13 protein-coding genes and 1 pseudogene are annotated in these 14,466 nt (G+C 38.2%); 13 read left to right on the top strand and 1 reads right to left on the bottom strand.

What is annotated here, in order from left to right; all coding sequences use genetic code 11:
- Positions 1-3 precede the first annotated feature (3 nt).
- The 13 genes and pseudogenes from OK023_RS13800 (at position 4) to OK023_RS13740 (ending at position 13,762) form a co-directional block, all read left to right on the top strand.
- The gene (locus OK023_RS13800; RefSeq protein ID WP_317693280.1) at positions 4-912 is read left to right on the top strand and encodes a hypothetical protein; all 909 of its coding nucleotides are present in this window, start codon (positions 4-6) and stop codon (positions 910-912) included.
- Positions 913-1,266: 354 nt separating this feature from the next.
- A complete protein-coding gene (locus OK023_RS13795; RefSeq protein ID WP_317693279.1) occupies positions 1,267-1,647 on the top strand; it encodes a phage holin family protein in 381 nt (126 codons plus the stop codon).
- Positions 1,637-1,948, top strand: coding sequence for a phage holin family protein (locus OK023_RS13790; protein WP_317693278.1), 312 nt, complete (start codon positions 1,637-1,639; stop codon positions 1,946-1,948). The genes OK023_RS13795 and OK023_RS13790 overlap by 11 nt, the downstream gene beginning before the upstream one ends.
- Positions 1,944-2,196: pseudogene (locus tag OK023_RS13785) on the top strand (IS1 family transposase); the annotation flags it as partial. The gene OK023_RS13790 and the pseudogene OK023_RS13785, both read left to right, overlap by 5 nt.
- Positions 2,197-2,814: 618 nt before the next feature.
- Positions 2,815-3,957, top strand: coding sequence for an LPS O-antigen chain length determinant protein WzzB (locus OK023_RS13780; protein WP_317693277.1), 1,143 nt, complete (start codon positions 2,815-2,817; stop codon positions 3,955-3,957).
- A gap of 700 nt (positions 3,958-4,657) precedes the next feature.
- Positions 4,658-5,908, top strand: coding sequence for an oligosaccharide flippase family protein (locus OK023_RS13775; protein WP_317693276.1), 1,251 nt, complete (start codon positions 4,658-4,660; stop codon positions 5,906-5,908).
- The gene (locus tag OK023_RS13770) at positions 5,895-7,061 is read left to right on the top strand and encodes an EpsG family protein (protein ID WP_317693275.1); all 1,167 of its coding nucleotides are present in this window, start codon (positions 5,895-5,897) and stop codon (positions 7,059-7,061) included. The genes OK023_RS13775 and OK023_RS13770 overlap by 14 nt, the downstream gene beginning before the upstream one ends.
- Positions 7,062-7,068: 7 nt before the next feature.
- Complete coding sequence (locus tag OK023_RS13765; RefSeq protein WP_317693274.1) at positions 7,069-8,265, top strand: glycosyltransferase family 4 protein; 1,197 nt, start codon at positions 7,069-7,071, stop codon at positions 8,263-8,265.
- Between the two features lie 118 nt (positions 8,266-8,383).
- Positions 8,384-9,418, top strand: a complete 1,035-nt coding sequence (locus OK023_RS13760; RefSeq protein WP_317693273.1) for a polysaccharide biosynthesis protein — start codon at positions 8,384-8,386, stop codon at positions 9,416-9,418.
- A 1-nt stretch (position 9,419) separates the two neighbouring features.
- The gene (gene wbjC / locus OK023_RS13755; protein ID WP_317693272.1) at positions 9,420-10,523 is read left to right on the top strand and encodes a UDP-2-acetamido-2,6-beta-L-arabino-hexul-4-ose reductase; all 1,104 of its coding nucleotides are present in this window, start codon (positions 9,420-9,422) and stop codon (positions 10,521-10,523) included.
- A complete protein-coding gene (gene wecB / locus OK023_RS13750) occupies positions 10,523-11,653 on the top strand; it encodes a non-hydrolyzing UDP-N-acetylglucosamine 2-epimerase (protein WP_317693271.1) in 1,131 nt (376 codons plus the stop codon). Before wbjC ends, wecB begins: the two co-directional genes overlap by 1 nt.
- Entirely contained in the window at positions 11,654-12,877 is a 1,224-nt protein-coding gene (locus tag OK023_RS13745; RefSeq protein ID WP_317693270.1) for a glycosyltransferase family 4 protein, read from the top strand. It abuts the gene before it with no gap.
- 480 nt (positions 12,878-13,357) lie between these two features.
- Entirely contained in the window at positions 13,358-13,762 is a 405-nt protein-coding gene (locus OK023_RS13740) for a WbuC family cupin fold metalloprotein (protein WP_317693269.1), read from the top strand.
- A gap of 297 nt (positions 13,763-14,059) precedes the next feature.
- Here OK023_RS13740 and OK023_RS13735 read toward each other — a convergent pair whose 3' ends face one another.
- The gene (locus OK023_RS13735) at positions 14,060-14,377 is read right to left on the bottom strand and encodes a DUF3561 family protein (protein WP_317693268.1); all 318 of its coding nucleotides are present in this window, start codon (positions 14,375-14,377) and stop codon (positions 14,060-14,062) included.
- Positions 14,378-14,466 lie beyond the last annotated feature (89 nt).

Here is a 14,466-nt window from a genome sequence, read left to right as displayed (position 1 = left end):
CTCATGGCTAAAAATGAATTTTTACCTTTTGGTCTTAATAGCGATGCCAATGTATTAAACCCGACAGAGTGGTCATCACTCAACGCTAGAAGTGCGGGTTTTACTACCGGTATTGCTAAATCGAAAGAAATGAATACCGCTTTGCGGCAAGCTAGCGTCATTAGCAATGCGGTGGCGCAGTTTATCGCAGATAACAGTGGGAAGGATGTGCTGGATAATGGTGATTTAGCGGCGCTTCAAAATAATTTGTCGGCAGCGTTACTGAATAAAATGCCTGGCCGCCTTCTTAATGTCCAAACGTTTACTTCATCAGGTACTTATATTCCAACACCTGGCACGAAGTCGGTTATTGTTGAAGTCCAAGGTGCCGGTGGTGGTGGAGGTGGTACTCCCGCTACAGGTCCGACATCAGTTTCAGCTTCTGGGGCTGGTGGTTCAGGTGCGTATGCAATGGGGCATTACATAAATGGTTATGCAGGTGTCGCTGTCACTGTTGGAGTTGGCGGTGCTGGAGGAGTAGCAGCTTCCTCTGGTAGTACAGGAGAGAACTCAAGTTTTGGAAATCTAGTCATTTGTCCGGGCGGAACGGGAGGTGGGGGATTGAATGCTGTTGTGCCTCCTGCATCGCGCGGGGGATCCCAAAAAACAGCGCCGCCTAGAGGTGGTAATATTGTAAGCCTATCTGGTTCACCTGGGGGGGGGAGTTTCATTCATTACGTTGGTTCAGTGTACTTTGGTGCTGCTGCCCTTGGAGCCTCTAGCCGTTTTGGTGGTGGTGGTGCGGATGATGTTGCCGGTTCTTCTGGAGAGATCGGTGCTGGCGGTGGCGGCCATGTGGCCGCGTATAATGTACCAGCTATCAGTGGTGGGCGGGGTGGTGATGGTATTGTGATTATTTGGGAGTATACGTAATTTAGAATCGCATATAATAACATCATAAGGATAAATAAATTCAGATTTTCTCGGGTCCCCTGCACTAATATCGTTACCATTTCCTGAAAAAATATCCCTCAGACCTTTTTATACATATTTCGCCAGTGTCACAAAGGAGCTGGGGGCATGTATCAACTCGAATTATACCTCGGCGAATATGTTGCCACTGTGGTGTATAAAAACGGTCAGTATTAGGAATTGATGAGATATAGTCAGCCCGCAGTCGCTCCTGACGACGAGTCTGTCGAAGAGAGAAGAGAACTGTGTCGAGTGATGTTTGTCTGTTGTACTCAGCCCCGCGATGCGGGGCTTTTTTGTTTCTGAGGAGAGTCTATGTCAGAACCTGTTTCAAGTGCAGCAATGGCTACGGCTATTGTTACTGGCGCGACTATCGCCGGGCTATTGTCTGGTCCAGAGGCAGCCGACGTGGTTATTGGCGCGTTTATTGGCTCGGTGATTTTCGTCATTAGCGCGAAAGATTACCCTTTTTTTACCCGAACCGTGCTGTTTATGGTGTCGTTCGTTATTGGGGTTCTATCGAGTGATTTTTTTGCCAATGCGCTATCAACTACGTTGCCGGGCGATCTGGCCGTAACCAAACTTATTGGTGCTACTGTTAGTTCAGCTGTCAGTGTTCGTTTATTAATGGCGTTAACCAAGCGAGCGGCAGACCCCAATCTGCTAAAAAAAGGAGGTGACAACAATGAACCTTAACACGCTGTTGCTGGTTACTAATGGGATCGCCTGTGGCTTAATTGCGCTAAGGCTACTCACCTTCCGTCGCGGTAAAAATGAGCACGACTATGGTACGGCGATATTAGCGTTCTGCATTATTGCTGCCAGCGGCACGGTGGCAATTCGTCATGCTTTGGGCGTATACGATAATGTTGACGCAGCAGAAGCATTGCTCAACGTTGCGCTATGTATTGGTGTATTTTCAGTAAAGGGCAACATAAAACGATTAGTCAATCTTTCTGCTATTGCAAAAAGCGAGGCCGGGGTTGACCATAAGTAATCTACTTGCACTGTTCACGCCATTCAACACCGGTATGATCACCAGCGATAACTGGTGTAGCTACAGCCGGGAGGTACCGAACGACAGACACTGACCGGTAAAATCTTTACTCAGCGCATTGAGTGTAACAACCTGACGCTGAGAACCAGAATCAAAAGACTGGCCCGTAAAACCCTCTGCTTTCAAGCTCTGTAGAATGTTATGAAAAGGTTATCGGTGCCTTTATCGAAAAATACATGTTTTACTAATTGGAGGCATTACCGAAGAAACAAGATAAATCCTACCATCATACTGAGCTACCTTCCTATCATAAAAGAGAGCTTCCAGTTCAATAACATATACACATCACCGGGGATAAGGTCACAAACCTAAGCCAAGCATAGCCACGGTTTGAGCAGGATGTAATACAATAGGGGGACGTTATCCATAGCTATGGGCAATAGATAAGCTTAAATAGCCTGTTTTTTCACCAATTCGTACCAGTATTTTTTGCTGAAAAAAAAGTTGGTGAATGTTAGCATGCTGTTCTTTTTTAGTTGCACCCACATGTGGGTATGTACTTACAATCAGCGTGGTAATGTGACTGACGCTGTACAAACCTGATTTTAGCTACTTTGGTTGCTTAACGCCAAGGGCGGTAGCGTGCCTAAATAATAGGCTATGTACTTTGAGATAATGATAGTGCTTACATTTTAGCTACTTAAGGTTGTAGGCAGGTAGTAAGCGAGAGAATTCTGATGAATTTACTCAAGTAAACAATTCAGGAGAATGGGGGAAATCAAAACCTCTACATCTCGAAGAACTACGAATAGAGCTTTTTTGACTAAACCTGGATCCTCTGATTTTATAAAGTAATAGGATGTGTTATGCGTGAGCAGTTTTCTCCCCCTTCATCTGCCCACTACAGGGCAGATACTCAAGCAGATCGCTTTTCTCTTTCTGCCTCGCTGAAAAATAATCATAATGAAATAGATCTCTTTGCATTGTTGCAATTATTATGGTCTAAGCGTTGGTTGATTGCAGCAACAATAATAATCTTTACGCTCTTCGCCGGCGTATTTGCTTTTACTGCTAAAGAAAAATGGACTGCCAACACAGTATTATTACCTCCACGAATTGCTCAGTTAGGCGATTATCTAGAACTACGCCGTGAGTATGGGCTGGTGCTGAAGCAGCCCGTCGACCCTGCACAGTTAAGTGAAAAGTTGTTTGATGCGTTTATTACTTTTTCGCAAATGACTGATGAGAAGCTAAGCTTTTTGCAAAAAAGTGATTATTACCAGAAAAGTATTGCAAACTTGAAGAGTTCAGAAGCGAAACAAGCTTTGCTTTTCAATATGGCAGAAAAAAACTTAAACGTCAAAATAGACGATAAAAAACTGATTATTTCCATGCAGGCTGACAGCGCTATCGAAGCGAAACAGATGCTGGACGATTTCATCAGAGAAACAAATAAAAAAACATTTTCAGTACTTGATTCCGAATTTTTGAATAACATCCAAGCTAGAATTAATGCACTGCACAAAGAACATCAGGATATTATTTTTGACGTTCGTACCAAACGTGACTCAGAAATAAAAACATTAAAAAATGATCTGTCCCTAGCGCAAAAAAGTGGCATTCGCGATCCTATAAGCTCAGGCCTTATTTCAAAAAAACAAGGTGCTGATTTAGATAGTAAACACAACTTTATGCTGGGAGAAAAAATACTTAGCGCAGAATTACAACTAAAAATACAGTCTGAGCCAATCTATCCCGCTCGCTATTTCCAAATTGATAACGAGTTAAAGCAATTAGCACTATTACAACAAAAAAAAGCTGATGTACAATTTTACTCTTACGAGTTAGCACCGTTGTTACCTGTTCAACGTGATGCACCTAAGCGAAGTGTAATATTAATAGTTGGTGCATTTTTAGGTTTATTTTTTGGTATTGTACTGACGTTGATACAGTTTACTATTGGCATAATTCAGAAAAAAAAGAAGATGTACAATAGTACCCCAAGTTAATGGAGTATGTTCTTCAATAGTGTTAAATATCAATTTTTAAAGTATTTTATCAAAGTTTAAAATGTAAAGTCCTAGCCAAGTATTTCTAAGAGATTTCAATGCTCTGTTCCAGAAAATGAAACTATCGCTAATTTTGATGGCGTCATTCAGCAACACATAATTGAAAATTATTTTTATGATTAAAGTAGCTGTTTAACAGAATTTTTAAATTATCTTTGTATATACAATTTTTCAAACAAATTTAGATACGCGTTGTACGAAACAGACAATGTTCTCAGGCACGTAATACTTTACCAACTCAGCATTATTGTCATCTGCTCTGCCTACTAATTGGTGGTTTTTTGATGAAAACCTGGATATTCATACTTGTTTTTGAAAAGCTGGAAACACTTAAATTGTCGATAGTCTGGTATTCCTAAAATACCACGCTAATGATATCTTTCAGAACGAGATGTTATAAAATATTCAGCCTGGTACGGCCTCGTACTTTTTTCTGACCTTTAAGTATCCGACCATAGTTACTGTTGATTTTCTTCTACGGTGCCTAATAAGCTTACAATATATCGGTAAGTTAGATTAACGTGGGTATCAAGATTAATATTGTAAATGGTTTTGAATGGTATATTTAAGTAAAGGCTAAACATAAGAATATTTATCCGTATTATCTTAATTATACTGAAAGAAGCAATTCGGAAAAAACATGTTTAAATCAATGTCCAGTGTTGTTGCACAATCACTAATTAAAATTACACTCTCGATTTTATCTCTTAAATTTGTCGCATACTACATGGGACCTGCAGGTATGATGATGTATGGACAAATACAGTCATTTGCACAAATTGCAGGAGCAACAACTTCATCTGTAACCTCAAGCGGCGTTGTAAAATTTATAGCTGAAAAAGAGCATCCTAGGAAAGAGATAATATCCACGGCACTTTTATTATTATTTATATACTCCATTATTATTTTTATATTTTTTGCATTAGGAGTGAACTTTGCTGAAGGTAATATCATTAGCAAAGAATGGATCACCATCTATATGATGACTCCATTAGGAGCATTGTTTATCGGAGGAACTAATTTAGTAGTATCTATACTTAATGGAGAGCAAGATTTTAAAGGTTACTTTGTTTTTTCTATAACAAATTCATTTGCATTATCTTTATTGACCATCATTCTTTGTTATTTTTTGTATCAAACTGGAGCGATGCTATCTATTGTCCTATCTCCATTAGGAGCATTTTTTTTCTCAGCTATTTGGGTTAAGAAAATTAGGCACATGTTTGTTTTCTCTTTCTCAACGTTGAAAAACAACAAACTAATTGCATCTCTTTTGCAGTATTCATTTATGGCTATAATTTCTGCTGTTGTGGTGTACGGTACTCAAATATATATAAGAAACTTAATCAGTATAAACGTATCAATGGCTTCAGCAGGAATCTGGTTCTCTGCAACCAAACTATCAGAAGTCTATATGGGGATCGTAAGTGTACTTTTTTCATCCATACTTATTCCAAGATACACAATAAAAAAAGGTAACGCCTTAAAGGAAGACATAAAGTTATTTTTTTATATTGCTATGTTCTTAGGTTTCGGGCTCATTGCAGGTGTGTATTTATTATCGCCTTTTATTATTAGTATTATTTATGGGGCTGAATTCAAAGATGCTGAGAAAATTATTTTTCTATATTCTTTTGGTGATGCATTGAAAATAATTACATGGGTTTTCCTCTATGTAATGATATCGAAACAGTATGTTAAAATTTATTTGGTTTATGAAATTGCATCATCTATTCTATATTTTTTATTTTGCACATATGGTTTGAAATTGGTTGGCTTTGAGTTAATGGCTATCGGTTATCCATTACAGTCTTTTAGTTCACTAATACTTATTATACTATGGTATTATTTCGTTTTTAATAAAATGGCTATAAGTAATGACAGTATATAATATCATTTATTTCACTGTATGGCTGTTAGCCCTATTATCCTACTGCAAAGGCTTTAGCAGCAATGCATTGTACAGAGTACAGTCTTTAATTATAATATTATTTGCTTCAATTCGGTTTCAGACAGGTTACGACTGGCCTGTATATGAAGAACATTATAATTCATTGTCTAGTGGTTCTGTTTTTAGCTTAAGCTTTGAATTTGGATATGAGTATATCGTAAGAGTTTTTAATTATCTAGGTATCTCATTTCCTGTATTCAGTTTTTTTATCACTTTTATTCAAGTTTTCTTGATCACAAAATCGATTAAGTTTTTCTTTCCTAAGCATAGTTTACTTATATTAGCTACTATGTATGCATTACCTGACTTTTACCTTATTCCAGTTTTTTCACTAATGAGACAAGGTATGGCGGTTAGTTTGTTTTTTTGGGGGATGAGTCTCTACTTCTCTCATAAAAAGAAACTATCTTACATGGCGTTTTTCTTAGCTGTATCATTTCACTATTCGACTTTATCTATTTTATTGTTGGTTTTTTTATTATTCAAATTTACATCAAGGCGCTCAGTCTACTTGACTGTATTTTCTATTTCGATAATAGCATATTTATTATCTATAGATATGATTGGTTGGATAGGGAGTATAATTCTTCCCATGGTGGGCGATAAGTACTCCATTTATCTTGAGCGTGATGTCTATAATGCATCTCTAGTTTACCGGTTGTGTTATTCACTTGCGATGACCTTATTTTTTTCTATTATCTATCGTACTTGTTATGTCGATGACCGTAAAAATGATAATGAAATAAAATTCGACAGAAGAATATATAAGCTCGCATTTATGGGTATTATTATACCAGTGGCATTATATGCATTTCCTACAGTATCCACTAGGTTTCAGTATTTCTTTTCAATTTTTTCAATAGGTATTTGTTTTCATGCCTATGAAATTTTCAAAAGAAATAATCATGTAATAATATCTATTTTTCTCGCTATTATTTTTTATATGCCGTTTTATCGATTCCTAATAGACCCTCTATCATTAGTTTATACTCCTTATCAAGATTTATTTTTTTATGATGAAGATAGCTCTACGGGAAAGATAAGAACAACTGAATTATTAAATCAATTGCACGAACTGTGGTCAAAGAAATAGGGTTGTTATGAAAAAAATCACTTTATTAACTACGAAATATTCTGATAATAAAAAAGACGCGTGGCTGACTAATGAGCTTGCATATTCCTTGCGTGATGACGGGCATATAGTGAGTGTGGTTGTATTCTCCTGGCTACCTAATGAGCCTGAAACGAGAGTGAAAAAAATTGATGGTATCAATGTTGTTAGAGTTAAATTACCCAAAATAATGTATAATAAAAATATGTTTTTTACAGCATTAAAAATGTTTTTATTTCCACAGGTGGCAAAGTGGCATGTGCATAAAAATATAAAAGAGTGCGATCTTCTTATTACAAATACACCGTGTGTTACCATTCTTGGATTATCAAATTTTTTCAAAAATAAATTTAACTCTAAAACATACTTAGTGTGTTGGGATTTCTTTCCATTTTACTTAAAAGATCTATCATTAATTAGAAATAAATTAGTATTTAAAATATTTCATTATTTAGAAGAAAAAATGTATCGTTCCTTTAGTAAGATTGGATGTATGACTAAAGGTAATATTAATTTCTTATTAAAAAACTTTCCTACCGTCGATAAAGATAAAATACAGGTTTTGCCTTTGTGGGCTAAAACAAAGTACCTATTGCCGATTGACGTTAGCATGACAAGAAAAAAATATAATCTACCACAAGATGCAACTATTGTTGTTTATGGTGGAGCGATGTCTGTAGTTCAAGAGTTAACAAACTATATTGATCTAGCACGGGAATCTCTTAACCTTGACAAGAAAATTTTATTCTTGCTAATTGGTAATGGTACTGAAAAAACTAAGCTCGAGAAAATTGTCGCGGATGAGCAATTAGATAACGTCATGTTTATAAATTATGTACCAAGAGATGAATATGAAAACGTTGTAAGAGCATGCGATATCGGTTTTATTTCTTTATCTAGAAAATTAACAGTGCCTAGCTTCCCTTCAAAGAGTCTAGATTATTTCAAAGCATCATTACCAATCCTGGCATCTCTTGATGCTGTAACAGACTTTGGTTCTATTTTGGAAAATGAAATAAAAGCAGGGCTTTCTGTTTTAGCTGGAGACACCGAATCATTGTTATCTAAATTAGATATATTAGTATCTGATAGGAAATTACGTACTGAGTTAGGTAAGGCAGGAAGAATATACTATGAAAATTATTTAACCGTAGACTACGCTAAAAAAATGATCTTAGAGACATAAATATTCCCTATCATACAAGATTAACTATTTGTATGGGATGTATTCAATTAAGCTATTTTTATTAATATTTCACGCCCGATTTTCAACTATTATTTGCAACTTTTTTGGAAGGTATTAAATGTTTAAAAACAGGACTCTCCTCATCACTGGTGGCACTGGTTCTTTCGGGAATGCAGTATTGCGTCGTTTTCTCGATACTAATATCGGAGAAATTCGCATATTCAGCCGTGACGAAAAAAAACAAGATGACATGCGGAAAAAATATAATAATCCAAAGCTGAAATTTTATATTGGTGATGTTCGTGATTATTCCAGTATATTAAATGCCTCGCGTGGCGTCGACTTTATCTATCATGCAGCTGCACTAAAACAAGTTCCATCATGCGAATTCCACCCAATGGAAGCAGTGAAAACTAACGTTCTTGGAACTGAAAATGTACTAGAGGCAGCAGTTACTAATGAAGTTAAACGTATTGTTTGTTTAAGCACAGATAAAGCTGTTTACCCTATTAACGCAATGGGGATATCAAAAGCAATGATGGAGAAAGTTATTGTAGCCAAATCAAGAAATGTGAATAAAGATAAAACTGTCATTTGCGCTACTCGATACGGAAATGTGATGGCATCACGTGGCTCCGTAATTCCCTTGTTTGCCGATCTAATTAAAACAGCTCAGCCTCTGACTATTACCGATCCTAACATGACTCGTTTTATGATGACTCTTGACGATGCAGTGGATCTGGTTCTTTATGCTTTTGAGCACGGAGACAATGGTGATATCTTCGTTCAGAAAGCACCGGCTGCAACAATTGAAACTCTCTGTATTGCATTAAAGCAACTGCTCAATGTTCCAGACCACAAGATCAATATAATAGGTACTCGTCATGGAGAAAAATTATACGAAGCACTGCTTAGTCGTGAAGAGATGGTTGCAGCTGAAGACATGGGGGCATATTTCCGTGTTCCACCAGATCTGAGAGACCTTAACTATGGAAAATATGTCGAGCAGGGTGATAAGCGTATTACTGAAGTTGAAGATTATAACTCTCATAATACAGAACGTTTAGATGTTGAGTCGATGAAAGCTCTCTTGCTAAAATTGCCGTTTATCCGAGCAATGACCGCAGGAGAAGAGTACGAGCTGGATATATAATATGAAAATTTTAGTGACAGGAGCTAACGGCTTCGTTGGGAAAAATTTATGTATGCGGCTTGAGGAAGCTGGTTTCAGTAACCTTATCCAGATCGATAGAAACTCTTCAGAGGCTGAGCTAACATCTGGTTTACAAGAGGCAGATTTTGTTTTCCACCTCGCAGGTGTAAATCGTCCTGAAAATATTGAAGAATTCTCTGAAGGAAATGCTGACTTAACTCACAAGATCGTAGAGATCCTTGAGAGGATGAATAAGCGTACACCCATTATGCTCAGTTCTTCAACCCAAGCTGCCAAAGAAAACGCTTATGGCATAAGTAAAGCATCAGCCGAGAAATATATCGAAGGTTATGGTATTCGGACTGGGGCTGATTATTTCATTTACCGCTTTCCTAACGTCTTTGGTAAGTGGTGTCGCCCTAATTATAACTCATTCGTTGCCACATTTTGTCACAATATTGCTAGTGGTATTGATATCAATATTAATGACCCATCTGCACTCGTTACTTTGATTTATATTGATGATCTTTGTAATGAGATGTTGGCTATTCTTCACAAAAAAAGAACGGGAGGTTACTTACAAGTATTACCTGAATACTCAGTAACGGTGGGCGAAGTTGCAGACCTTCTCTATACGTTCAGAGATAGCCGCCAGACACTAGTTACAGAAGAAGTCGGCACCGGTTTTACTCGTGCTCTTTATTCAACCTGGTTGAGTTATCTGAAACCCGAGCAGTTTAGTTATACGATCCCCTCATATGCTGATGCCCGTGGTGTTTTTTGTGAAATGCTAAAGACAAAATCATCCGGCCAATTTTCATTCTTTACTGCACACCCTGGTATTACTCGAGGGGGGCATTATCATCATACTAAGAATGAAAAGTTTCTTGTGATAAAGGGCAAAGCGAGTTTTAAATTTGAACATATGATTACAAACGAAAAATATGAGCTGACTGTCTCATCAGACACTTATCAGATTGTCGAAACTGTTCCTGGGTGGACGCACGATGTCACAAATATTGGTGATGAAGAGTTGATCGTTATGCTTTGGGCAAACGAAATTTTTGATCGTGAAGCACCAGACACAATATCGAGACCATTATAATGAAAAAATTAAAAGTAATGTCAATCGTAGGTACTCGTCCTGAGATCATTCGACTATCTCGCGTACTTGCCAAATTAGATATGCACTGTGAACATATACTAGTTCATACTGGGCAGAACTACGATTTTGAACTAAATGAAGTCTTCTTTAATGACCTTGGTGTTCGTAAGCCTGATTACTTTCTGAATGCAGCAGGTAAAAGTGCTGCGGCTACGATCGGCCAGATAATCATGAATGTTGATGAAGTATTAGAGTCAGTAAAACCTGAGGCAGTATTAGTGCTTGGTGATACCAACTCTTGTATTTCAGCATTACCGGCTAAGCGTAGAAAAATTCCTATCTTTCATATGGAAGCGGGTAATCGTTGTTTTGATATGCGCGTACCTGAAGAGATAAATCGTCGTATTGTTGATCATACCGCAGATATTAATTTGACCTACAGCGATATTGCTCGCGACTATTTATTGGCAGAAGGTTTGTCTCCTGACCGCGTGATTAAAACAGGTAGTCCGATGTTCGAGGTATTGACTCATTATATGCCAGAGATTGATAACTCTGATGTATTGATGCGATTAAACCTTAGAGCTAATGATTATTTTGTTGTTAGTGCTCACCGTGAAGAGAATGTCGATTCGCCAAAGCAATTAGCGAAGTTAGCAGAAATATTAAATACTATTGCTAAAAAATATAATCTTCCCATCATAGTATCAACTCATCCACGCACTCGTAATCGAATTGATGAGCAAGGGATTTCTTTCCATCCCAATATTCAATTACTTAAACCACTTGGTTTTCATGATTATAACCACCTACAAAAGCATGCTCGTGCAGTGCTCTCGGATAGTGGAACTATTACCGAAGAATCTTCGATCATGAACTTTCCTGCCCTTAATATCAGAGAAGCTCATGAAAGACCAGAGGGGTTTGAAGAGGCATCGGTAATGATGGTTGGTTTGGAAGTTGAGCGAGTGCTCCAAGCTTTGTCTATTTTAGAAACACAGCCACGCGGTAATGATCGCTTATTGCGTCAAGTTTACGATTATAGTATGCCAAACGTATCAGATAAGATGGTTAGGATCATTCACTCCTATACCGATTATGTTAAGCGAGTGGTTTGGAAACTGTATTAAATGAAACTTGCCTTGATAATTGATGACTATTTGCCCAAGAGCACTCGAGTTGGTGCAAAAATGTTTCACGAGTTGGCACTTGAGTTAAATTCACAAGGTCACTGCGTAACAGTAATTACGCCCTGTAGTGAACAGGATAAAGATTTAGTTATCGGTAAATTTTCTGATGTCACAGTGTGGTACTTTAAAAGTGGCCCAGTAAAAAATGTTAGCAAGTTCCAACGCGTAGTAAATGAAACATTGTTGTCATTCAAGGCATGGAAGGCCATCCATTCTTATGTCAAGCATGATTCGTTTGACGGGGTGATTTATTATTCACCTTCTATTTTTTGGGGTAACCTTGTTAAACGAATTAAAAATCGGTGTCAATGTCCAAGTTATCTGGTACTAAGAGATTTCTTTCCTCAATGGGTTATTGATGCGGGAATAGTGAAAGATGGTAGTCTAATTGAGAAGTATTTTAGATTTTTCGAGCGTATCACCTACAACCAAGCTAATCATATTGGCTTGATGTCAGAAAAAAATCTAGAACTATTTAGTACCAAAAATCAGCATTATTCATGCGAAGTTTTACGCAACTGGACAAGTATTTCCCCTGTATTTAGCCAACATGTTGATTATACTTCTATCCGAGAACGCCTTAGCCTTCAAGATAAAATTATTTTTTTCTACGGTGGCAACATTGGCCATGCACAAGATATGGCCAACCTAATGCGTTTAGCTAGAAATATGCAAAACCATGAGAATGCCCATTTTCTGTTTGTTGGCCAGGGTGATGAAGTTGAATTGATTAATTCATTAGCGACTCAGTGGGGATTGAAAAACTACTCCTACTTACCATCGGTGAAGCAAGAGGAATTTAAGTCTATCCTCGCAGAAATTGATGTTGGCTTATTCTCGTTATCTGCACAGCACAGCACACATAATTTCCCTGGTAAGTTACTAGGTTATATGGCGGAGTCATTACCTATTCTCGGTAGTGTAAATTCAGGAAATGATTTACAGGACTTGGTAAATAACCATGGCGCGGGATTCATACATATAAACGGTGAGGATGAAAAATTAGTTTTATCTGCTGAGAAACTTTATTTTGATGAGTTATTACGCCACTCCATGGGCGATAATGCCAAGCAACTGATGATTGATAAATTCTCAGTTAAATCTGCCGTACAGCTTATAACTGCCCGTTTAAAGGAACTCACGGAAAAGCCTCATAATGCCTAATTGCGTAGATAACAATGTGACTGATTTGAAAAAATCTTTCTGGGAAAATTTGTTAGCAACAGATTGAATACCACAAAAATAGTGGCCCGAAGGGAATTACAGTGATGTTATTTCTAGGCTGTGTCCTTTAACTGTCCGTGGTGCCGTCGCAGACCCAAAAGCCCGTTATCAAGGCGGACGGGGAAGGGCAGAGTGGTCCTCTGTTCAAGCCCGACAACACAGAGAATGGGCTTTTTGGGCGAGACCCTACGGGTTGACGTCATTGGCGTGCATTGCTGCGTTATTGGGTCCACCCAACCTCTCGGCTCACGCCCTGCTCTGCGCGCACGGCGCTCGCGTACAGTTAAGGGACACAGCCTAATAGCTCCTTGTCAGTCCTTCCAGAAAGGTCACTCGTTCGGATAGGCTGAGTCACAGACTAGCAATTTGAAGCATTATGGTGAGTCTACAACAAATTTAACCAATTGAAGACATTAAAAAATGCGATTAATTGATAAAGATTTTATTAATAACCTCTATAAACAAGCTTTTCTTTCAGAACGAAAACGCTCGCATCATCTACTGCACAACTCTCATGATGACAAAGTTCAACGTATACTGATTGCTTTAGTCAAAGGTAGCTACGTTGAGCCTCACTGTCATAAACTTCCACATCAGTGGGAGATGTTTAGCGTCACTGAGGGCCGCATTAAGGTATGCATTTATGGTAAAACAGGTGAGATTATAAATGAGTTCTTTGCTGGCCCAGAAGATCGTAGTGGACTTGTCGAATTTTCTCCAGATGAGATCCACAGTGTCGAATGTGTTTCAGATAAAGCTTTAATGCTTGAAATCAAGGAGGGGCCTTTCGACCCTAATTTTGCTAAATCCTTCCCACAATGGTGAATAAACTATAGGGAAACGAGGCTATGTCTCTTTATTGCACGTAATTGCCACTGGCGTTCATTTGAGAATAAAGCGGAAGCCATGCGATTTGGTGAACCAAATAAGTGCTGAGCAACGTCGAATGCGATCCAATGGCCTTGGCTGTATGGACTGCGTTTTTTATCGTTCAATGGACCGTTCAGAAAGAATGGCACACGCCAGAAATCCCCACCTAAGCGTTCGGCGTATTCAGACATTTTTGAGTGACATTTAGCATTGTGTTCTATCAGCCACAGTTCAAATTTTGTGTTTTATTCTCTACCAGCCGCTAAGAAATCTGAATACTAGCCAAAACAAGAAAATCACGCTGGCACTGGTTACAAACAGAGTAGGAATCAAACGATCGTGCAATAGAACGCTGATGATAACGCCTAAAATTACGGAGACTGGCATCAAAGCGAGGAAAAGTGGCCACGTATAGAGCAGGAAAAACAACGTATTAGAACCATAAAGAATGAAGGGGATCAAGAGTGCCAGCCAGTAGAGCACAAAGCCGCTAACCCCACCGAGAAACGAGTAGGAAGGGTCATCTTCCTCAGGTTGAACATCGAAACATGTTGGTGTGATATTTTGCATAGCTGTCCCTGTTGTTCAATTTTTATAACCAAATAAACATCAGGTTGTAGCTTGTTATTCATCATGAGTAACAAGCTACAACCCACGCG

Origin of the sequence: Serratia sp. UGAL515B_01 (assembly GCF_033095805.1) — a bacterium.
Lineage (GTDB): Bacteria > Pseudomonadota > Gammaproteobacteria > Enterobacterales > Enterobacteriaceae > Chania.
This window is presented reverse-complemented; position numbering and strand designations above follow the sequence as displayed.